Here is a 22,313-nt window from a genome sequence, read left to right as displayed (position 1 = left end):
TTCAATGGCGTTATTTACTAAATCTATCAATAGCGAATGACTCATGCTGGTTACATAATCATCTTATTTGTCACAGATACTTCTTCCTCATACAATAAACAAGCAGTCAGACTATCTTTTGAGGTATGGATTAGACTTGGATTCATGCTCTTACATTTTTCCATTGCTACAGGACAACGTGTATGGAAACGACAGCCTGTTGGAGGATTCGCAGGACTTGGCAAGTCTCCTTTTAGAATAATCCGCTCCCTGTCCCGCAATTTGGGATTAGCGATCGGTACGGCTGATAACAATGCCTTTGTATATGGATGATGAGGGTTTGCGAATAATTCCTCTTTCTCCGCAAACTCTGAAATTTTGCCTAAATACATGACGGCTATTTTATCACTGATATGCTTGACAGCTTGAATCCCGTGGGCGATAAATAGATAGGATAGGCCCATATCTTTTTGAATTTCTTTTAATAGATTTAAGATTTGCGCTTGGATGGAAACGTCCAGTGCGGAGACAGGCTCATCACAGACAATCAATTTTGGCTGTAAGGCAAGGGAACGGGCAATCCCTATTCTTTGTCTTTGTCCCCCTGAAAATTCAATCGAATACCTGCTGCCATGATAGGCGGCCAGACCTACTCTTTCCAGTAGTTCATCGACCCTTTTCCTTCGTTCTTTTTTTGTTCCCACTTTATGAAGTACTAGAGGCTCAGCAATAATATCCGCAACCGTCATCCTGGGATTAAGCGAAGAATAGGAATCTTGGAAAATCATCTGCAGATTCTTCCCCAATTCTTTTTTGCTCTTATATTCAGAAAGTTTCCTTCCTTCAAAATAGATGTCCCCAGCTGTCGGCTCTGAAAGCCCCACAACCATTCTTCCTATGGTTGATTTCCCGCATCCAGACTCTCCCACCAAACCCACGGTTTCACCGGGATAAATTTTAAGGTCGATACCATCCACAGCTTTTACAAATTGATTTTTTTTACCAAAGAGCCCACTTCCAACTGGAAAGTGTTTTTTGATGCCTTTCAGTGTCAAAAGCGGCTGACTTTCTGTCATCTTCCCCCAACCCCTTCCATGGTGAGTGGATTCCAACAGGAAACACGGTTCCCTGTTGAATGTTTTTTCAATGCAGGAGATACTTCGTGACATTTTTCCGTTGCAAACGCACAGCGTGTCACGAAATGACAGCCGTTTGGCAGTTCAAGCGGATTTGGCACAACCCCTGGAATCGCATCCAATGTATCCTTTGAGGGCCCGTATAATGATGGAATACTATCCACCAGCCCTTTTGTATACGGATGTCCCGGATTTTCAAAGATTTCCTCCACTGTGCCTTCCTCGACAATTTTCCCGCAATACATGACTAGCACACGTTCAGCAGTTTCAGCTACCACCCCAAGGTCATGTGTGATTAATAGAATCGAAATGCCAAATTCCTTCTGTATTTCTCGTAAAAGATTTAAGATTTGCAACTGTATCGTCACGTCAAGGGCCGTTGTCGGTTCATCAGCGATGAGGAGTTTCGGATTGCAGGCAAGCGCAATGGCAATCATGGCTCTTTGCCTCATTCCACCGGATAATTGATGCGGGTAATCATTGAGACGCCTTTCCGCATCAGGAATACCGACTTTATTCAGCAGCTCAAGGGCTATTTTTTTCGCTTCTCGATAGCTTACCTTTTTATGAAGAACGATCGATTCGGCTATTTGTCTCCCAATCGGGTGGACTGGATTCAGGGAAGACATGGGATCCTGGAAAATCATCGCAATGTCATTTCCACGAATTTTTTGTAATTCCTTTTCTTTTAATTTCAAGATATCTCGGCCTTCAAACAGAATAGAGCTTTCCGAACGATATTTGATGGCACCAGCATTTAATCCCATAATAGAAAGAGAAGAAACACTCTTCCCACTTCCTGATTCACCCACTAAGGCTACAATCTCACCTTTCTTAATGGAAAAAGAAATATCATCGACAGGCTTAATCTCTCCTTTTGGGGACGGAATGTATGCTTTTAGTTGATGGACTTCCAGTATTGGTGTATCTGCATTCAAATGGTCTCTCCCCCTTTGTTACGATGTTTTTTGTTTTGGATCGAGCGCTACCCTTAAACCGTCACCGAGAAAATTCCCAGCCAAGATGGTAAACAGGATGGCAATCCCAGGGTAAACCATCATCCATGGATTCACGTCAATCAAGCTGTAGCCTTGCTGAATCAAACTCCCCCAGCTTACATCAGGAGGCTGGGCGCCCAAACCAAGAAAGCTTAGCGTGGTTTCAATCAGTATCGCAATACTGAGATTAAAGGACGCTTGGACAACAATGGGTGGTGAGATATTTGGAATAATATGTTTAACCATTATCCATACAGACCCCGCCCCAGAAATTTTGGCCGCCTCCACATATGGCTCTGACCGTATTTGCAGGGTCTGTCCTCTGGCCAGCCTGGCAAATTGCGGGGTAAAGACAACCCCAATCGCCATCATCGCATTCCAAAGGTTAACACCTAAGGCGCTTGTAATGCCCAAAGCAAGGATAATGGCTGGAATGGCAATGATCGCATCTACAATCCGCATAAAAATATCATCGATCATCCCGCCAAAATACCCGCTTAAAATCCCCAAAGGTACTCCAATAAAAAGGGGAATCATAATCGAGAACAAGGCTGCCTTAATTGCCGTCTGTGAACCTACTAGCAGTTGACTAAAAATATCAGATCCCAATCCGTCTGTACCCAGCCAATGCTTAGCACTTGGCTGCGACATGACCTGTGATAAATCTTGTTTGAAAGGCTCGTATGGTGCAATAAATGGTGCCAGAATGGCGATAACGGTAAGAAGAGCGAGAAAGATAAAACTGGCAAAGGCAAGTCTTTCGGCCATTAATCGTTTAAAGATTGTTTTAAAACTCATCCTCTTAATCCTCTCTAATATTCGATTCTTGGATCTAACAGCGCATAAACAATATCTGTAATAAAGTTAATGACGATAACCATCACAATCATGACAAGGACAACACCCTGGACCATTGTGAAGTCACGCTGTTCAATGGCATTGACAGCAAGCTGCCCCATTCCTGGAATAGCAAAAATACTTTCAACAACAACAGTTGCTCCTAACGCGTTGCCAAACATGAGACCAATCGTTGTGATAACAGGTACCATAGCGTTCTGGAGCGCATGTTTAAATATAGCCCGATAACGGGTCGCCCCTTTTGAATAGGCCGTACGAACAAATTCTGCATCCATTGTTTCCATCAATGAGGAGCGCAAATGCCGTGTAATGATGGCAATCCCGGCCAAACTCATGGAGAAGCCTGGGAGAATAATAGATTTTAAGAACAATCCAGGTCCATCTGTAATACTGGTAAAGCCAATGGCCGGAAACCAATTAAGTGTTAGGCTAAAAAGGATGATGAGGACCATAGCAACTAAAAAGTTCGGTATCGCTGTCCCTAATGTGCCAAAGAAACGCGCCACATAATCCATCCAGCTATTTGGGAAATAGATCGAGGTAATAGCAAAAAACATCCCGCCAGCAATGGCAAAAATCATTCCCACCACAACTAGTTGAATGGTAACAAAAAGAGTATGCATGATAGCTTCATCCACAAGTTGACCTGTAAAAATGGATCTCCCTAAATCCCCATGAATCGCATGATTTAGCCAATGAAAATATTGGAGGATAACAGGTTGATCAAGTCCTAATTGGCTGCGCAATTCTATCACTTTTTCATGCGTGGCACTATCACCAAGCATGGCGAGGACTGGATCACCTGGTATTAATAAAATTAACGAAAATACCAAAAAGGTGGTAAAAAACAGCATCGGGATAACATAGAGCAGGCGGCGCAGCAGAAATTTCAAAAACATGTTTACCCTCCTTTGTAAAAGAGAGTGAAGTAGGATAGAAATCCCACTTCACCATTCAAATTATTTTTGATCTGCCCAAAGCTGTGAGAAGATCGGCTTTCCTAACAAGTTTGGCTCAAAGCCCTTGATTTTCTTGTCCATTGCATGTGTGATCGACCCGGAGAATAGTGGAATCGAGAATCCTTGTTGGATGATCGCCTCGTTAATGATTTTTCCATACAGCTCTCCCCGTTTATCCTGTTCATACGTGCCGGCAGCTTCTGAAATGAGGGATTCCAATTCTGGTGTAGAAAGCTTTCCAGGATTATAAAAGCTATCTTTTGAGTACAAACTATTAATCGTCATTTGTGGGTCTGGCCGTCCTGACCAGTTCCCTGTCAGCGCATCCGTGTCTTTATCCGTCATAAACTTTTGTACAGCCGCATTTGCTTCTAATGGCTCGATCTTTACGGTTATGCCCACTTTTTCCAGTTGTCCTTTAATGGCATTGGCTAACCTCGTCCAATAATCAATTGGATACGTTACGAGCGTGAACGAAACATTGGTAAGACCGGCATCCTTTAGGAGCTGCTTTGCTTTTTCAGGGTCATACTTGATGGTGATCCCTTCGTCATGTGCCCAATACCCTTTAGGGAATGGCTGAGCGGTGGCTTCCCCTTGACCAAAGTTAATCGCATTAATGATTTCGTTACGATCAATTCCATATAATACCGCTAAGCGGGCCGCTTTGTTATTAAACGGTTCCACATTCGTTTTGAGATAAAGCATGTTGAGACCTAAAGTTTGTTCTGTACTTAAGACCACTTTAGGGTTTTTCTCTAATGAAGGGATCATCTGTGCTTGCACTCCCGGGACAAAATCAACTTGACCCGTTTTCAAGGCATTGACTTGTGAATTGGCATCAGGAATGACTTTTACCGTTATTTTATCAAGGTACGGCTGGCCCTCTTTCCAGTAATCCTTATTTGCTTCGTAGTCAATCTGGCCGTTTGGAACATGATTAGTCACTTTGAATGGACCAGCTCCTACAGGATGTTGCGCGTAATCTGCCCCATACTTATTTACTGCTGCTGGAGAAACCATCATTCCTCCGCGATCCGTTAAGGCTAGCAAAACAGAAGAATCAGGCTTAGCTAAATGAAGTTTTACTGTCTGTTCGTCCACAACTTCCACACTTTCGATACTCTTTAAATCACTGACCTGGGAATCGGCTGAATTGACGCGTTCAATATTAAATTTGACTGCTTCTGCATCGAAGTTCGTCCCATCTTGGAAGGTTACGCCCTTTCTAAGATGAAGAATCAATGTCTTGTCATCTGGGATATCCCATGATTCAGCTAACCCTGGTTCAGGCTTCAAATCAGGGGTGAATGTAACGAGTGTGTCATATATTGGCCATAACAATGAATGGTCATTACCCGTCGTACCTTTAATAGGGTCAAAGTTTGTAACATCCGCCACATATGCAACCGTAATGGCTCCACCTCTTTGCGGCTCCCCTTTTGATGCATTGTCTGAAGGGGTACTTCCTTTAGAGGTTGAACTTTCAGAGGTCGAACTTTCTGAACTATTACATCCTGCCAATACCATCGTCAAAGCAACTAAAAGCAATAGGATAGCTTGAAAACTTTTCTTTAATTTTGGCATTCTTGCAAATCCCCCTATTTATTTACTATTTTGAAAGACTTGTTCCCAGTTCAAACGTTTTTGACGCTCAGGATCATGTACAACCTCACTTGTGGTATGAAAAAGCATTGTTGCTCTGTTTTCCAGATCGTATTTCGGCCAATTAGGTAATTCCGCTATATTCGGATCACCATGATGCGCAAAAGCAATCCATGCCAGGTGCATCTGTTCAGCTAGTTTGTACCGATGAGGATCATTTCCTGTCATATTCTCCGTCTCTTTATTACGGAGGTTATTCCAGACAAAAGGAATCTCAAGTGCATGAAATGCCTTTAAATCTCCATCAGATACACTACTTTCATAGTCAAATCGGTACATCCAAACAGGCGCCCCAAGTCTTGCTTGACTAGCACAGAAAAAATAGGCTGGAACTGTAAATACATAGTGGGTCATGGCATCTTCATAGAGTGACCGATTTACCTCCTTACCTTGCCATACATATTTGGATACATTCTTCCAATAGGGGTGGAATGAAAGTTCGAAAAAATTCTGCAATGTACTTTGATCCATTTGTTCCCACATGGGATCGAAATGGGTAAAAAGGAGTGATTCATCCTTATTTGTACCGACTAATACAGGAATATCGCTTGCAAAGCCTTCATCCAGGACTTTTTCCGGATTGGCGGGCATGTTTATTCCATCCCCAACAGGGCCAAATGCCGTTCGTGGAAAGATGTTAATAGCCTTTAAAATGGTTTCTCCTGGAATCTTTTCTAATTCTGACAGGTCTTTTGGATTCACCTGAAGTTCTGAGAGAAGTTGTTCCGTCATTTCATTTGCTTTTTCAACGGGAACCTTACATCTAGCAGTGCCACTTTGCAGGATGGCTTTATGAAAAAGCCCTTTTGCAATTGGCATGGATAAAAGATTACCCACACTGACAGCTCCCGCAGATTCACCAAAAATCGTGATATTATTTGGATCTCCGCCAAAGGCTTCGATATTTTCTTTGACCCATTTTAATGCAGCCACTTGGTCGAGGAGTCCGCAGTTTCCTGAACCTCGATAGGCTTCACCCCCCATATCACTTAAATGAAGAAATCCAAAAACACCAAGACGATAATTGAGTGTGACGATAACTACATTTCCTTGTTCCGCAAATGATTTTCCGTCATATAAATGGCTTGAACCAGACCCATACATAAATGAACCTCCATGGATCCAAACCATTACAGGCCGCCGTTTAGTATCTGAACCTGGTGACCAAATATTGAGATATAAACAATCTTCACTTGTATTCGTTGGCGAGTCACCTAAAAACTTCATTGCGAGGCTTTCGGATTGAAGTGATGCTGGACCAAACTTTTTAGCTTCCCTCACCCCTAGCCAAGATTCTGGTGGCTGTGGTGCACGAAATCGGAGAGAATGAATCGGTGGTGCCGCATAAGGAATACCTTTCCAAATGCAAATTTCTCCCTCGCGTATCCCTTCCACCATACCAAAGCGGGTTTTTGCTAAGACCACTGACATTTTATTCCTCCCCTACTTTCCTGTATAACGAATTGAGCCCATGACCCACCAGTTTTCAGTCGGATCATTTTGACAATTTAGAAAAAGACTTGGACTTACGTCACCTTTTTTACATAGAGGCGATCCACAAAATCCATATGTATTGCTACTTTTTCCAACGTCGGCTTCCTTGTAGCATGTGTGTTACTTGAAATTCTGAGCGAAGGTTATCCAATCGAGATATAAAGCGTTGCTGGCGCCTTTTTGTTTGAATGTTTCAAATTTCCGAGAATGAAATAGCGGCATGACGCTTTGGTAGAATGCTTGTGCAGTATCTTTTGAGGTAATAGTAGCGGAACAGTGCGTGAGTCCTTATCTTTCTTTCACAAACTAAAAATGAAGCGTTTACAGTTTATTTCGCTAGTGAAATGTAAACCTTTACATTTTTCTCACCACCTTTAGCTAGTGTGAAACACTCGAATAATATATAACAATTGATATCCATCCATTAATCTATATTAATCACCCATAATTTAGTGCTTATTCGCCATTTTCTAAATTATCTGATTAATTTAACAACAATATAACATGGGATATATTTTTAAGTCAATAAAAAGTTGATATATAGTAATCAATAATCAGGAATTATATAGTGCCAAAATCTGTATATCACAGACAGGAGACAAGGGGGCAAAAATGTTCAGCAACTTGTCACAATAACCAGCCAAAAGCAAAAGAAAAGAAACTCCGCAGTTATATACGGAGTTTCTAGGATTGGCTTGCTTTCCATTTTCCTAATTGACGCAACCCTTTTTGTGTTCTGAGTTGTTCTTTTGCCCTATCAATTCCTTCCTCAATGCTTGAAGAAATACCAAAGAGATGATAACGGATTCCGACATTAAAAAGAACTTGATGATAATAATAGCGCAGTGCCCCTGATCGCTCGCCGCTCAGCAGCGCTAACGAAATGTCGGACTGCTCTTTCGCCGATAATTGGATGCTGCTGTTCCATTCGTCTACTAGCAATCCATAATCCTCAGGCTTTACAATACATGATTCCATTCCATCACTTGATAGTTTAAAAATAAAGCTATTCCGGTGAACAGGTAAATCTTCTGAACCTTCCATTCCTTGCACAATGTAAACATTTTTATAAGGGAGTTCTTTAAACAGTGGTGCTATTTTATTAATAGCCGTGCGATGAAAGGCCCCCATCATCAATGTTTCTGCCTGTGAAATATTTAATAGCTTTTCCACTGTATTTACTAGTGTTCTGATCCCCATTTCCTCACGAATTTTTCGTAGCCTGCCAAGACCGGGGCAGTATGCTTCCGTCGATGCAAAGCCAATTCCTGCTTTGTCCATTGTATTTTCTATCGACGAAGCGGATTGGGAGACATTGATCCCCATTTCTTCCAAGACTGCTTTCATCGTAATCCCGTATTTGGGAGGAAGTGAATCACTGCTATGTAGAAAAACTGGGAGCCCAGATTCCGCTAGTAATATCGCAGCAGGAATGGTCCCAGTAAAAGAATTCCGTCCATTATAGGGACAGGCTAAATCAATGATTTGATGGTTTGCTAGATTTAGCTTTTGACAATTCTCTTGAAAAACATGGACAAATGCTAGCAATTCTTCAGTAGATTCTGTCTTTAGCCTTAAACCAGTCAAGTATGCAGCGATTTGAGCATCGGTTGCTTCCCCATTCACTATTGCCTGAGCTGCTGCTTTTGTTTGATGATAGTCTAAATCCTTGGAGCCCTTTTTCCCTCTAGCCACCTCTTTAATCCATTGTTGCATGATCCTAAACCGCCACCTTTTTCAACCTGTTTACCTAAACTATTCTTACTAGTATAACACCCCCATTTATTTTTCTACCATCTTGAACCTCCTTCGTGTAATCGTTCGAAGTTTTCTACGTTTACTTGCTGGAATGGAAGTATTTTCTCTCTAAAGCGGACGACCTCCCCCACCACCACGATGGCAGGATTTTTTACCCTTTCTTTCTCTACTATAGTAGCAATCGATCGTAAGGAGCCTGTTACCACCCGTTGGTTCATTGTCGTACCCTGCTCAATGACGGCAACAGGAGTGTGTTCATTTTTCCCTTGGCACATCAACTCTTGACAGATATATCCGAGATTACTAATACCCATATAGATAGCAATGGTATCAACGGCCAATGCTAGACTCTTCCAATCCACATCTCTCGGTCCACCGTTTTTCCGATTCCCCGTTACAATGGCAAACGAGCTGCCCATTTCACGATGGGTAATCGGAATTCCGGCATTGGCAGGTGCGGCGATCCCAGCGGTGATACCTGGGATTACCTCATAGGATAGTCCAACCTTTGCTAGTGCTTCGACCTCCTCGGCACCCCGGCCAAACACAAAGGGGTCGCCGCCCTTCAACCTGACAACCGTTTTCCCTTGTTTCGTAAATTTTACTAATAAATGATTAATAGTTTCTTGTTTCATCGTGTGATGTGCAGGTTGTTTTCCGCAATAAATGATCTGGCACTCTCGTTTGGCTTCCGCCAATAATTCCCGATTAACGAGGCGGTCATAAAGGATCACATCCGCTTGTTGTATACATTTTAATGCCTTCACGGTTATTAATTCCGGGTCACCAGGTCCAGAACCAACGATATAAGCTTTCCCCATCTTTCCTCACCTATCCTCTTTGTGAACTTGGCAGTGCGGTAGTTGATTTTGGCATTTCCCTTATCACTTTTGACTTTCCTTTCCAATGGGTTACATACAATGCTAACCCTGTAAAAATAAAGCCCCCAACCATATTCCCCACAAGGACAGGAATTTGGTTCCAAACCCACCAATCAGCGATGGTTACGTCAGCACCGAGCATTATACCTGCGGGAATGACAAACATATTCACGACTGCGTGTTCAAAACCTTGCGCAAAGAAGATTAAAATGGGGAGCCACATGGCAGCAATTTTACCACTCACAGATTTTGTCGTCATCGCCATAACCGCCCCTAATGTAACCATCCAATTACAAAGCATGGCCTTTACAAACACAACGATCAAACCATCCACACCCAGGGCTTTATAGCCTACTGTCTTTGCTTGTACAAGGGTGATAATTTTTGCTGTTACTGGATTGTCTGTCACATGGCCAAGTTGCGTGATCGCAATGATATAAAGCCATGCATAGAGGACTCCTCCAATGATATGACCAATAATCACTCCAAACCAATTCTTACACATCTGACTGAGAGTGGCTCTTTTTTCCATGACAGCGACAGGAATCAACGCGAAACTACCAGTTACTAATTCCAATCCAAGGAGAATGATGATGACGAATGCCGCTGGAAAAAGCAGTGCACCAACAATTCCCAACCCCGTCTGCACTTCAGCGGTAAAGGCTAAGGTCGTACCGAATCCTAGAAGCGCCCCTGATAGGGCTCCTCGGATGAGTAAATCTTTTATCGGCAATTTTGCTTTTGCTTCCCCCGCCTGAACGATACTCTCAACCACTTGTTTTGGACTAACTATAGACATACGTCCCACCCCTTTTATCCAGATATCGAGCTAGCCCTCCTAATGGCAAGTCCATTCATCTCTCTATTTTTGACACAAAAGGATTCATTTTTTATCATCTATTCATCTTTCAATATAATAAACAATTGATCTTCTATCACTTCTACAGGGTATGTTTGTACACAGCCTTTATCAGGAGCCTGCACATTGCCATCGGACAAACAAATTTTCCAATCGTGCATCGGGCAAAACACATAATCCCCACTCACGATTCCTTCCGCAAGAACTCCGCCTTTATGTGGGCACCGGTTTTCAATGGCACGGATCTCCCCATTTTCTAAGGTAAAAACAGCTATTTCCTTATTGCCTATGGTGGCTGTTTTTCCTAATTTTTTTGGCATCTCTGATAGATTTCCGATATAAATGTGACGCAACGTATTTTCCATCTATGTTTACTCCTCCCTTCTTATTATTTAATTATTGCTGGAACTTTCACTGATTCATACAAGTCTCTTACTAGTGTTTTGTTCTGAATCACTTCTTTCCAAGGGTCTTGAATGATTGACAAGGCTTCATCTAGCCGTTGATTTAATTCTTTTACTTTTCCTGCCTCCGAAAGGACCTCCCGAATATGATCAATCCCAAGACGGTCCACCCATGCAGAGGTTCTTTCTAAATAGTTGGCTGTCTCACGATAGTACTGTAGGAATGCTCCAATCATCTCAACCAGCTGATCATCTGTCTTAAGTTTGAATAATAAATCAGCTGCACGCAGATGTGTTCCACCGTTTCCACCTACATACATTTCCCATGCTCCATCCACACCAACCACCCCGACATCCTTCACTCCGCCCTCCGCACAATTCCGTGGACATGCGGAAACTGACATTTTGAATTTGTGAGGTGTATTTATTCCTTCAAACTTCTTTTCGATTCTAATTCCCATGCCAATTGAATCTTTTGTTCCAAACCGACAATACGTTTCACCCACACATGTTTTTACCGTTCGCAGTCCCTTAGCATAAGCGGATCCAGATGGCATATCAAGTTCCGCCCAAATCTTGGGTAGATCTACCTTTTTCACACCAAGTAAATCAATTCGCTGACCGCCAGTCACTTTGATTGTGCCCACTTGATATTTATCAGCCACATCAGCAATCTTTCGTAAATCATCTGAAGTGGTCACACCGCCGTACATTCTAGGAACAACAGAAAAGGTTCCATCTTTTTGGATATTGGCATGAAGTCTTTCATTGACATAGCGAGCCTCTTTTTCATCCTGATACTCAAGAGGATTTACCATACCTAAGTAATAATTGATGGCTGGCTTACATTTTGAACATCCATCTGTTTTCCAGCCGAGGACATTCATTACCTCAGAAATGTGTGTCAATCCTTTATCACGAATTTCCTGTACGATATCATCTCTCGAGAATGTCGTACAACTGCAGATGGCCTCCTTCTCAGATGCATGATAGTTGCGGCCAAGCGTGCAGGCTAATAAATCCTCCACCAAGGATTTGCATTTACCACATGAACGAGAGGCATTTGTACAGCCTTTTACCTGATCAACCGTTGTTAAACCTTGCGTTTGGATGGCCTCCACAATTCTTCCTTTACTGACACCGTTACATCCGCAGATGATTTCGTCATCTGCCATATCTGCTGTGATATTACTTACTGAAGCAGTATTTTGACTCGTCTCAAGGTACTCCTCCATTTTGGCACCATTCTTAATTAATCTGAGTAATCGGGTTCCATCTCTCGTATCCCCGAACAGGACAGCACCCGTAATTTTCTCGTCTTCGATCAGAATTTTTTTATACACGCCGCTCCAATCATCGTATACTTTATATACTTTTGTTCCATGTCTTTCATTGATTTCCCCCGTAGAAAACACATCAACGCCAGAAACTTTTAATTGTGTCGAGAGGATTGAACCTTGATATCCGTCGTCCTCTATCCCACAAAGTCGTTTTGCAAGCACTTGGCCTTGTTGGTAGAGCGGTGCTACCAAACCGTAGGCAATTCCTCGATGTTCTGCACATTCCCCCACAGCATATATATTGGAGACCCCTGTTTCTAAATAGTCATTGACAATAATCCCGCGATTTACTGGGATGCCCGCATTTTTTGCCATTTCTACATTGGGCTTAATTCCAACGGCCATGACCACCAAATCCGCCTTGATTTTACTTCCATCATGAAATCTTAATCCCGTGACATGTTTTTTCCCGATAATTTCGGTTGTGTTTTTTTGTAAAAGAAAATTCATTCCCTGCTTTTCTAATTCCCTTTGCATTAATTTCCCTGCGGTGCGATCTAATTGCCGCTCCATTAAGTAGTCGTGGATATGGATGACGTCCACTTCCATTCCTAAATTTAACAACCCACGCGCTGCTTCAAGTCCCAATAGCCCACCGCCAATGACCGCCGCCTTTTTATAGCGTTTTGAATATTCAATTATTTCATCGCAGTCTTTGATATTTCTAAATGCGGTAACACCGGCTTTATCTGCTCCTGGTAATGGCAGCATAAATGGATTTGACCCCGTCGCAATAATTAGCTTGTCATATGTTTCTTTATTTCCTTTGTCTGTGGTAACAACTTGCATGGCTGTGTCAATAGAAATGACTGTTTCTCCCGTATATAGGCGGATTTTGTTGTCCGAATACCATTTCAAGTCATTTAAGGTGATATCATGAACGGAAGCACCTCCTTGTAATACGGTTGATAAACTGATTCGATTATAGTTTGGATGGGGTTCATTTCCAAAAATAACGATTTCGAATCGATCTCGGTTCAACTTCAACACTTCTTCAATCACCCTGACCCCGGCCATTCCATTTCCTATTAGGATTAATTTTGATTTGATCAACGAATCCAACCTCCTTTTGATTCAATGTTCTACATACTTTATATCATGGTGAAAGATTTATTAACATAATCATGTAAAGGAATCTAACATGCTTTTTTATCGCAACGAAAAAGGGGTCAGACCCCCAGTGTGCTAAAGCATTAGCACGGGGGTCTGACCCTAGTGGTTCCCTACCTATTAAACGATTGATACCAAGTCCAACCTTTAGTTGGATATATAACTGGTTACTGAGAAAAAGGCAACATAGCCCAACACCATTAAAAGTTGAATAATTATTCCAACGATACTACAAATTAAACCGGCGGTTGCCAATCCTCGACCATTTTCATTTGTTATATTCATTTGTTTTACAGCTATTCTTGAAAAGACTATTCCAATAATGCCTAAGATTAATCCCAAAAACGGAATAAATAATGATAAAATACCCACTGTTAAAGCAACAACTGAACTATTGTTTGTTTGACTTTTATCGGACATTCTTCATCCACCCCCATTTGATAATTTTACCATTTCTGATTAATTAGAGATATAAATTATCCTCCTTTTTTAAACCCTTTTTCTCTGAGACTAAATGTTGTGATAAATTTCTACAAAACAAAAAAAGGAATGGCACGGAATTAAACCGCCACTCCTTATCAATTTGTTCAGTTGATAACTTCACTTTCTATTACTAGCGTTACTCACTATGCACGGCGCATGTAGGCACGAACTGTAATGGGTGCAAAAATCGCTACAATAATGGTTGCCCCAATGAGTGAAATTACTAGATCCCAGCCAATTGTTCCAGAATTCGCCAAATCCCTAACAGCCGTTACGAGATGTGAGATGGGATTGATTTTCACGAACCATTGTAACCAGTTCGGCATGGTATCAGCCGGAACAAATGCATTCGAAAGAAAGGTCAATGGAAAGAGGATAATCATCGAAATCCCTTGTACACTTGAAGCCGTACGAGCAATAACTCCAAAAAAGGCAAATATCCAGCTGATTGCCCATGAACAAGCAATGACAAGTAGTCCTGCAATGACCACAGCGCCTAATCCTCCCTCAGGGCGATAGCCTAAAACAAATCCCATCGAAAATGTAAGTACCGTTGCGATTGTATAACGGATCGTATCAGCAAGCAAAGCCCCTGCTAACGGGGCAATCCGGGCAATTGGTAATGACTTAAAGCGGTCAAATACCCCTTTATCCATGTCCTCCCGTAATTGAGTACCCGTGACAACTGAAGTGGTGATCACCGTCTGAACAAGAATCCCTGGAATAATAATCGGTAAATAATTCTTCACATTACCGGCGATAGCCCCTCCAAAAATATAGGTAAACATTAACGTGAAAATAATTGGCTGAAACGTAACGTCAAATAGTTGTTCAGGTGTTCGACGTATTTTCAGTAACCCACGATAAGCCATGGTTAATGAATTTTGCACTGTCTGCTTGAAGCTAGTCTTATTTCGCAGCTGAATGCCGGAAACTGACATGCTCGATTGTTTCTTCATTAAATAATCCCCCTCTTTTTATGATTCGAATCTGCTTGGCTTTCCTTTTCGCCTTCAGCTGTAATGGTCAAAAAGACCTCGTCTAAAGATGGTTTTTGAACACTTAGCTCAGCCAATTTGATGTCTGCTTCCCGAAGGGCGACTAGCAGATCCGTAACAATATCCGCCGTTGCCATTGGTGCCGTAATCATACCGCCTTCTGGTGACACAGCTGATGGTACTTTTAAGACTCGTTCAACAATCATTCGAGCATTGGGGATATCCTGAGTGTGTTGAATACTTAAATGCAATGATGAAGTACCAATCGATTCTTTAAGTTCATTTACAGTACCTTCTGCAACGACACTTCCATGATCAATGACAGCAATTCGATCCGCTAGTTCATCTGCTTCTTGGAGATACTGAGTAGTTAACACAACGGTTGACCCTGATTTTACTAAGCGACGAATGGTATCCCACATTTGATTTCGTGTCCGTGGATCCAATCCAGTAGTCGGTTCATCCAAGAATAAGAGTGGTGGCTGCGAGATTAAACTAGCAGCTAAATCCAGTCGTCTACGCATACCCCCTGAGAAATTTTTCAATGGACGTTTTGCAGCCTCCATTAATCCAAATTCCTCGAGTAACTCATTTGCTTTCCGTTTTGCCTCTAGACGACTAAGCCCCAGTAATCGTGAGAAAATGATTAGGTTCTCTGTCGCACTTAGTGACTCATCGACTGAAGCGTACTGACCCGTAACACCAATTAGCTGACGCACAATTTGTGCATCCTTCACTACATCATATCCAAAAATCTTTGCTGAACCCGCATCAGCTCGGAGTAATGTTGCCAACATTCTAATCGTTGTCGTCTTCCCTGCGCCATTAGGTCCCAACACTCCATAAATAGAACCAGTTGGTACCAACATATCCACTCCGTCAACCGCTCGATGATCGCCAAAGGTCTTGATAAGCCCTTTGGCCTCGACTGCAAACTTCACATTTTCTACTTTCGTTCCATCCTTATTTTTCATATGATCCTCCTTTTAATAAACCTTCCGATAGCTGATGTTGTATTCACTCATATTTTGATTACAATTGGATTATAGACGCCATTTATGAACTGAATATGAACAAAAAAATGTTATTTTAAAACTTCTGGTTGCAATTTAAAAAATTGCCGCATATACTGTTTTTAAAAATGAATGAATTGTTCATTCAAAAAAATAAAAAAGGCGGTTAAAAAGATGACTGATAAATTAACAAAAAAGGAATGGAACTTGCAAGACAAATATGTTTTGATTACAGGAGCGACAAGTGGGATTGGACTTGCGGCGGCAAAGGCCTTTGCCAGACGCAACGCAAATTTAGGGATTATTGCCAGAAATCAACGGAAGGCGGAGGAAATTTCAACTCTATTACGGATGCAAACCAAGAAACCCATTAAGATTGATCTATTTATTGCTGATCTTTCCTCGCAAAAATCCATCCGGAAAGTTGCTGCGCAAATTCTTGAAAGCTGTCCAAGAATCGACGTTTTAGTGAATAATGCAGGCGCCTTATTCGATTCCTTTCAGAAATCCGAGGAAGGAGTGGAAATGACCTGGGCTGTTAACCACCTGGCCCCATTTCTTCTCACTTCCCTGCTATTGGATCGTTTAAAAGAAAGTGAATCCGCACGTATTATCAATACGGCTTCACATGGTCATAAAATGATAAAAGGAGGCTTTGAGTTTGAACATGGGAATGGGGAGCATCTTTATGGGGGGATGAAAAAGGTACTAGGCGGCCCAACCATACGTTATGCACAAACGAAACTGGCCAATATCCTCTTTACTGCCGAATTAGCGCGTCGTCTAGAAGGATCATCAATCACTGTTTATTGTTTTGACCCGGGACTGGTAGCTACAAATTTCAATCAAAATAATGGAATGATGGCAAAGGCAACCATGGCTGTCATGAATCTTTTTTCCCGGACGCCGGAGAAAGGTGCAGACACATTAGTGTGGCTTGCCGAATTAAAAGATACCTCAAACCAAAGCGGCAAATATTTTGCTGATAGACAACAGAAGGCACCCACTGCATTAGCAACTGATAAAGAATTAGCAAGGAAACTTTGGAACATGAGTGAGGAACAAATTCTGTAACGTTGATTTGGATGAATACATGAGATAGGAAACAAAAATGAAAGGGCGTGAAAAACATATCTCCATTAAATGATCATCAACTGGACAAAATCCATGAAAAACGAAGAGAGCAAATTAAGAATGCGGCTTTAAAAATATTTGCACGCCGCGGCCTTATTGGTACAAAAATGAGCATGATTGCTAAAGAGGCGAACATCAGCCAAGGGCTTTCCTATCGATATTACCAATCAAAGGATGAACTTTTTATTGAACTTGTAAAGGATGCAATGGAAGAAACTGCTCAGGCATTTGCTTCATTTGAAAATATGGCAGGTTCTCCTTCAGAAAAGATGAAAGAATTAACCAAAAAAATGCTCGATACTCGAAATAGGCATTCGTTTATGCTTATCCAACAAGTACAAATTTCCGATGAAGTCCCTGACAAGGCAAAAGAAATTGTTCAGCAATATCAAATTCCTCCTTTAATGAAACATTTGATTTCTACTTTTGAAAATGGACAGAAGTCCGGTGAATTTTGTAAAGGTGACCCAACTAAGCTTTTGATGTTCTACTTCTCGGTCATATCCGGTTTAATGTTACTCCCTAATGAAGCAGAGGATCAAGACATCGATATAGATATTCTTATGAAACTATTACGGAATGGATGAAACTGCTTATTTTGTGCAAATGAATAGGAAATGACTCTAGCAGAAATGCAATTTATTGTTTTTCTGCTTTTTAGGTATGATATGAAAAGTATCCTTACTTTATTTGATTTGCTCCGCCAACTCTACAATAATTCCCTCTGGCCCACGACAGTAACATAACTTATAACTTTCTTCATAGTGTTGGATCTCACCAAAGAATTCTGTCCCTTTCTTTTTCAATTTGGCAACAACAGCTTCAATATCTTCAACAGCAAATGCAATATGCCGGATACTCTGGGTATTTACGAGAGGTTGCTGAATTTCTCTATCATCTGACGGCGAATCATACTTGATTAGCTCGATCCATGCCTGACCGTCTGGCATCCCCAATCCTACGCTTGCTACTTTAACATTATTTTGCCCAATTACCTGATCCATCCACTCTCCTTCCATCTGCTTCTCCCATTCCCCTTGCACCTCAAGGCCAAGGTCAAGAAAAAACTCTTTAGCTGCAGAGAGATCATTTACGGTTACACCCACATGATCCATTCTAAGGATTTTCATATCTCATACCTCCAATATTTCTGTTATGATATTTTGGTTTTACCACTATACAAATTAATACTAAAACGTAGCAAAAGAAAATGACCAATTTACCAAATAATACCTACAAACCTAATAGTAAGTCTTTCCCCTTAGAAAGTAAAAGGTCTCATCAGATCACCAACAGTAGCTTCCATACTGCATTTTTTTATTCACCAACAAAAGTGTTTGATGAAGCGAAAGAACCGTCCCCTGCTTCACCCAACCATCTTCACATTTCCTCCATGCAGCCAATCCCATTGGAAGGTTACACCATTAACAGTATAGAGAATGGGTTCATCTTCAACGATTCCTTCTTCACACCTTTCTTCTAACCACTCATCGTAATACCGGCAGAACTTTTGTTTTAGGATTCCATAAAAGTAGGCAATCGGCTTCCTGACAGCCTTTGTAAATTTAAGCTTTCTAATCAGTTGTCTAAAGGATTCAATGGCGATTTCGACAATGATTTCTGTTTCTTCGTGCAGTTTATAATCAAAAGCTAGGATATGTACCATATGCCAATAGTCTTCGATTAACTTTGCATCTTCGAAGAAATAGCTAACAAATTGAACAAATTCCTGTGGAACTCGGTTGCTCACAAAGGTGTGATGTAATACAGACGGTTCTTCATTACGTTTTTTTATCTCTTGATCTTTTTCAGTTTTTAAAAGATTACTAGTTTCTATTAGGTGGTTCATTGTTTCCTGTTTGGGTGGTTCACTTACTGGAAAGCGATTAAACACATAGAGGTTACTGGACTGGGATCCGTTACCCCGCTCTGTTTCATACACAGTGAAAATACCTACTGCTTTTGCTTTGCCAATCATCCGTTTAAAGGTGGAACGGGAAATCCCATTATCGTGGTATTCATCATGAATCGCCTTTAACACGGTACCGATTTTGGCATTGCAAACCCCAGGGATCTTCGCAGCAAATCGAACCAGCCGTTTTAATCCGACCAGCTCACCTTTTGAAAAATCAGCCTTGTGCTCGGCTAACCACATTTCGATATGATGATTAAACTCTTTCAAACTTTCAAATTGCGAAAACTGTTCAAATCCCTCGATGTTACCTGATTTTACATTCATCATTTTGTGCCACCCTTTCACCGCTGGTTTCCGTTTCCGGCACCTCTACGATATCGGGTTTTGCTGAAAGAATCGAATGGCTAAATTTCTAATTTGGTGGCACTTTTTGAACGAAACCCTTCATTTTTGCGTTCAAATCTGTTATTTGGGGCTGATTTTTGCATTTTCGGACGGATTTGGTATCCATTTTTTTGAAATCTTGTTACTAATACCTTACTGCAAAAATATCCGACTGGATGATATGAAATACTTATTGGCATTCGTTTTTATATAAAAACGTATTATGAGGAAACTGCATTTAGGAATCAAATTAGTATTATTCAAATTGCTCTATACTTTTTTCCACGATTGCCACCATATCATCTTCAGCGCCAAGACTAAAGTTAAAAAAAACACCTTGTCCCCCACCAGCACCAATTGCTGAAATAAAAATAGTACTGTTATCACCTACTACAGTAAGGCTCAAACTGGCTCTGTTTCCATTTCTCATAAAATATTTATCATAAACTCGAACCGCAATTTTGGTATCTCCCATCGTGTAGTTGCTTTCATCAACTAATTTCATACTTATTCCACTATTACCAATATCGTTTTGCAAGTGATTAACCACTCCCTCAAATTGACCAATGATTGTCTTTTCATACTTTGCCATCATTACTCATCCTCCCCCATATTAATCATTTAGCTATATTGGTTTTTATTATTATTACTCTTTTATATTCCCTTCTTTTCATTTAAAAAAAGGCAAAAAAACTATCGCCACAGTTCCCTTTTTAACACTTTGACTCTTGCACCCTCTAGTTGAATCATCAACGTAAATATATAGTTTGAATATTTATGTAAAATTTCCCTCCTTAATATTGGAACGAGTATTCATACATGTATAATTAGGTTATGCCTATCTAAGGAGGAATTATTTTGAACTCAATTGATTTAATTATTTTAAACTTTAATGAAGTTAGAAGGAGAAGCATAAAGGTTTGGACATCTATTCCTAAAGAAAAACTCCAATGGAAGCCAGATGATGAAGCAATGAATTGCATAGAAATGATTAGACACGTATTGGAAAGCGAACATTATTACCACCTTGCAATTAAAAATAGAGGGAGTTTATCTGTTTTCGACTCCCCTTTCGAAGATAGAACATTCACTTCTGTAAAAGCAAAATTGGATTTTGCAGAACCATTTCGAAATGATTTCATAGATACAATCAAGTCCTTTACTGAAGAAGACTTGGTAAATATAAAGATTGACCGCTCCGATTCAGGGTACATAAGAGATTTAGGTGACATGCTATTACGTGTTGCCTATCATGAATCAGTTCATACTGGTCAGTTATTGGATTATTTAAGAACAGCGGGTGTTCCCAGAATTCGTATCTGGGATTAGCCTTTACATTGGTGCAATCACTATAGTGATGCAACTTTTTTATTAGAACGTTTTTTAGGATATGAATGTTAGACCATATCCAAATTCTGTTCTAATAGATAAATATAGGTTTTAACGTAAACAACGATAGGACTTTTCCTTGGAGAGGTGGGTATGATAGGCACGTTTGCCTGATGAAGCAACTGCTTCAGCCTTTCTAGACAAATCGTACCCACAGAGGCTCCAAGTCAAGTCCTTAAACGCTTATCTATGAATACATAAACATAAAGATAAAGGGTGCATCACATCAACGTTTTTTTGCTGATCTGTCTATATAGGGCTGGTTAGTTTAATAAGAAAGGCCGCCCAGAATGGCAGCTGAGCTATAAAGTTAGTATCCGAAGTATTTTAATGGTTTTGGCAAGTTATTTATCTTAGTATTAGCAGGATTTCCGGCATTTCCTTCAATCTCGTTAAAATGGTCTATTACATCATTAAAAGATTTATTTTCATCTTTCATACAACTACACCTCTTTACTAAATTATACCATTTAAGTCCTCAGCATTTACATTTTCTGTGTTTCTTTGTTGAACTATGCCTGTTAGTCCAATAAGAATTATACAGACGTGAGGGTAACAACTTTTCAAAACAATGTTCTCATTATTAAGAACGCATTGGACCATTATTTAGATTTTGGTCAATGACTCTAGCAAAACATGGACACACTAGACTTACAACTCTTGGATATTTTAAGGTAGCCAAAACAGTAATAGTCCAGTACAGGCATTTTTAAATTCTATTCTGTTTTCTTTTCTATTCATTTTGGTTATAATTGAACTATAGAATTGCATATACTAAAAAAGACCGCCGGTGCTTGTACACCACACGGTCTAATGCAATAGCAGGTTCCCATCAAGGGGATCGGCACTGAGGTAAAGTAATCCACCCGAGTCTGCCTAACTCATCAAGGGTGGATTATTTTTTATGGTAAAATGACAGAATGAACACGATTAGGTTTGCAAATCCAATCATAATCATTAATGCTTCAAATACTGTCATTCAGCATCACCCCCTTTCTGCTGGGAGTGTGCCGACCACCCTTGAGAATCCTATTCTATTGCTCTTCTATTCTATCATTAAATCAAAACAAAAGGAGAACAAACATTCCATTAATATTTGTCATTATTATTAGGAACATTACTGGCAATGTCTTCGATTAATGGCTGTAACCAATTATCAAGATTGGTAAATTGAAATCCACTTTTTACGGCTTTTTCATTCGACATATACCAAGACGTATGAATGCCATACGGTGAAGCAATCTCATCATTCCCGACTAACGAGATTCTTGCTGATTTTCCAGTGGGTGCTTCGATTAATTTGATTAAATCTGCTAAACTAATTCTCCCATTTGCTGTTGCATTATAGGGGCCTTCCACCACTGCTGTTCCAGCCCATTTTAAAAATAGCGCTGCCTCCGTTGCCTGAATAAACGACATTTCCGCCTTCATATTGGCAAAGCCAATTGGCTCCCCGCCCGCGATGCGTTCTACATGGAAATGGAGGCGGCGGGTATAATCATCCACAAAGATGGGATCAGACCCCCGGTGCGCTAAAGCGTTAGCACGGCGGGGGT

The 22,313-nt window shown here is 40.8% G+C and carries 23 protein-coding genes; 3 read left to right on the top strand and 20 right to left on the bottom strand.

Features of this window, described 5'->3' with window-relative positions; translation table 11 throughout:
* Window positions 1–50: 50 nt before the first annotated feature.
* The 14 genes from RCG19_RS20860 to RCG19_RS20795 form a co-directional block, all read right to left on the bottom strand.
* On the bottom strand, window positions 51–1,055 hold the full coding sequence (locus tag RCG19_RS20860) for an ABC transporter ATP-binding protein (RefSeq protein WP_308108712.1): 1,005 nt from the start codon (window positions 1,053–1,055) through the stop codon (window positions 51–53).
* Window positions 1,052–2,053, bottom strand: coding sequence for an ABC transporter ATP-binding protein (locus RCG19_RS20855; RefSeq protein ID WP_308108711.1), 1,002 nt, complete (start codon window positions 2,051–2,053; stop codon window positions 1,052–1,054). The genes RCG19_RS20860 and RCG19_RS20855 overlap by 4 nt, the downstream gene beginning before the upstream one ends.
* Before the next feature lie 18 nt (window positions 2,054–2,071).
* Complete coding sequence (locus tag RCG19_RS20850; protein WP_308108709.1) at window positions 2,072–2,911, bottom strand: ABC transporter permease; 840 nt, start codon at window positions 2,909–2,911, stop codon at window positions 2,072–2,074.
* Window positions 2,912–2,925: 14 nt separating this feature from the next.
* Window positions 2,926–3,870: an ABC transporter permease gene (locus tag RCG19_RS20845; RefSeq protein ID WP_166246559.1), complete on the bottom strand. Its 945-nt coding sequence runs from the start codon at window positions 3,868–3,870 to the stop codon at window positions 2,926–2,928.
* Between the two features lie 60 nt (window positions 3,871–3,930).
* Window positions 3,931–5,517: an ABC transporter substrate-binding protein gene (locus tag RCG19_RS20840; protein WP_308108708.1), complete on the bottom strand. Its 1,587-nt coding sequence runs from the start codon at window positions 5,515–5,517 to the stop codon at window positions 3,931–3,933.
* Between the two features lie 18 nt (window positions 5,518–5,535).
* Window positions 5,536–7,026 (bottom strand): carboxylesterase/lipase family protein, encoded by a 1,491-nt coding sequence (locus RCG19_RS20835; protein WP_308108707.1) that lies wholly within the window; start codon window positions 7,024–7,026, stop codon window positions 5,536–5,538.
* Window positions 7,027–7,773: 747 nt separating this feature from the next.
* Window positions 7,774–8,805 (bottom strand): anthranilate phosphoribosyltransferase, encoded by a 1,032-nt coding sequence (locus tag RCG19_RS20830; protein ID WP_308108706.1) that lies wholly within the window; start codon window positions 8,803–8,805, stop codon window positions 7,774–7,776.
* Between the two features lie 74 nt (window positions 8,806–8,879).
* Complete coding sequence (gene cobA, locus RCG19_RS20825; protein WP_308108705.1) at window positions 8,880–9,668, bottom strand: uroporphyrinogen-III C-methyltransferase; 789 nt, start codon at window positions 9,666–9,668, stop codon at window positions 8,880–8,882.
* A gap of 10 nt (window positions 9,669–9,678) precedes the next feature.
* Window positions 9,679–10,527: a formate/nitrite transporter family protein gene (locus tag RCG19_RS20820; RefSeq protein WP_308108704.1), complete on the bottom strand. Its 849-nt coding sequence runs from the start codon at window positions 10,525–10,527 to the stop codon at window positions 9,679–9,681.
* A 98-nt stretch (window positions 10,528–10,625) separates the two neighbouring features.
* Window positions 10,626–10,952 (bottom strand): nitrite reductase small subunit NirD, encoded by a 327-nt coding sequence (gene nirD / locus RCG19_RS20815; RefSeq protein ID WP_166241383.1) that lies wholly within the window; start codon window positions 10,950–10,952, stop codon window positions 10,626–10,628.
* Window positions 10,953–10,975: 23 nt separating this feature from the next.
* Complete coding sequence (gene nirB, locus RCG19_RS20810; RefSeq protein WP_308108703.1) at window positions 10,976–13,384, bottom strand: nitrite reductase large subunit NirB; 2,409 nt, start codon at window positions 13,382–13,384, stop codon at window positions 10,976–10,978.
* A gap of 204 nt (window positions 13,385–13,588) precedes the next feature.
* Window positions 13,589–13,861: a DUF4190 domain-containing protein gene (locus tag RCG19_RS20805; RefSeq protein ID WP_308108702.1), complete on the bottom strand. Its 273-nt coding sequence runs from the start codon at window positions 13,859–13,861 to the stop codon at window positions 13,589–13,591.
* 206 nt (window positions 13,862–14,067) lie between these two features.
* Window positions 14,068–14,883 (bottom strand): ABC transporter permease, encoded by an 816-nt coding sequence (locus RCG19_RS20800; protein WP_308108701.1) that lies wholly within the window; start codon window positions 14,881–14,883, stop codon window positions 14,068–14,070.
* The gene (locus tag RCG19_RS20795; RefSeq protein ID WP_308108700.1) at window positions 14,883–15,896 is read right to left on the bottom strand and encodes an ATP-binding cassette domain-containing protein; all 1,014 of its coding nucleotides are present in this window, start codon (window positions 15,894–15,896) and stop codon (window positions 14,883–14,885) included. The genes RCG19_RS20800 and RCG19_RS20795 overlap by 1 nt, the downstream gene beginning before the upstream one ends.
* 213 nt (window positions 15,897–16,109) lie before the next feature.
* On the opposite strand from RCG19_RS20795, the gene RCG19_RS20790 reads away from it, so the two are divergent.
* Together RCG19_RS20790 and RCG19_RS20785 are read left to right on the top strand one after the other, a co-directional pair.
* On the top strand, window positions 16,110–17,009 hold the full coding sequence (locus RCG19_RS20790; protein WP_308108699.1) for an SDR family NAD(P)-dependent oxidoreductase: 900 nt from the start codon (window positions 16,110–16,112) through the stop codon (window positions 17,007–17,009).
* 47 nt (window positions 17,010–17,056) lie between these two features.
* A complete protein-coding gene (locus RCG19_RS20785; RefSeq protein WP_308108698.1) occupies window positions 17,057–17,656 on the top strand; it encodes a TetR/AcrR family transcriptional regulator in 600 nt (199 codons plus the stop codon).
* Window positions 17,657–17,755: 99 nt separating this feature from the next.
* On the opposite strand, the gene RCG19_RS20780 is transcribed toward RCG19_RS20785, so the two are convergent.
* The 3 genes from RCG19_RS20780 to RCG19_RS20770 all read right to left on the bottom strand — a co-directional run bounded on the left by RCG19_RS20780 (window position 17,756) and on the right by RCG19_RS20770 (window position 19,963).
* Window positions 17,756–18,199, bottom strand: coding sequence for a VOC family protein (locus tag RCG19_RS20780; RefSeq protein ID WP_308108697.1), 444 nt, complete (start codon window positions 18,197–18,199; stop codon window positions 17,756–17,758).
* Window positions 18,200–18,435: 236 nt separating this feature from the next.
* Entirely contained in the window at window positions 18,436–19,311 is an 876-nt protein-coding gene (locus RCG19_RS20775; protein WP_308108696.1) for a hypothetical protein, read from the bottom strand.
* Window positions 19,312–19,624: 313 nt separating this feature from the next.
* Window positions 19,625–19,963: a DUF6054 family protein gene (locus RCG19_RS20770; RefSeq protein ID WP_242637780.1), complete on the bottom strand. Its 339-nt coding sequence runs from the start codon at window positions 19,961–19,963 to the stop codon at window positions 19,625–19,627.
* Between the two features lie 263 nt (window positions 19,964–20,226).
* Between RCG19_RS20770 and RCG19_RS20765 the strand changes: the two genes are divergently transcribed.
* A complete protein-coding gene (locus RCG19_RS20765; protein WP_308108695.1) occupies window positions 20,227–20,697 on the top strand; it encodes a DinB family protein in 471 nt (156 codons plus the stop codon).
* A 370-nt stretch (window positions 20,698–21,067) separates the two neighbouring features.
* Here RCG19_RS20765 and RCG19_RS20760 read toward each other — a convergent pair whose 3' ends face one another.
* The 3 genes from RCG19_RS20760 to RCG19_RS20755 form a co-directional block, all read right to left on the bottom strand.
* Complete coding sequence (locus tag RCG19_RS20760) at window positions 21,068–21,196, bottom strand: hypothetical protein (protein WP_308108694.1); 129 nt, start codon at window positions 21,194–21,196, stop codon at window positions 21,068–21,070.
* Window positions 21,197–21,652: 456 nt separating this feature from the next.
* Complete coding sequence (locus tag RCG19_RS23775) at window positions 21,653–21,736, bottom strand: putative holin-like toxin (RefSeq protein WP_374049628.1); 84 nt, start codon at window positions 21,734–21,736, stop codon at window positions 21,653–21,655.
* 110 nt (window positions 21,737–21,846) lie between these two features.
* Entirely contained in the window at window positions 21,847–22,263 is a 417-nt protein-coding gene (locus RCG19_RS20755) for a Rossmann-fold NAD(P)-binding domain-containing protein (protein WP_308108693.1), read from the bottom strand.
* Window positions 22,264–22,313 lie beyond the last annotated feature (50 nt).

It is taken from the genome of Neobacillus sp. OS1-2 (assembly GCF_030915505.1).
Lineage (GTDB): Bacteria > Bacillota > Bacilli > Bacillales > Cytobacillaceae > Neobacillus.
This window is presented reverse-complemented; position numbering and strand designations above follow the sequence as displayed.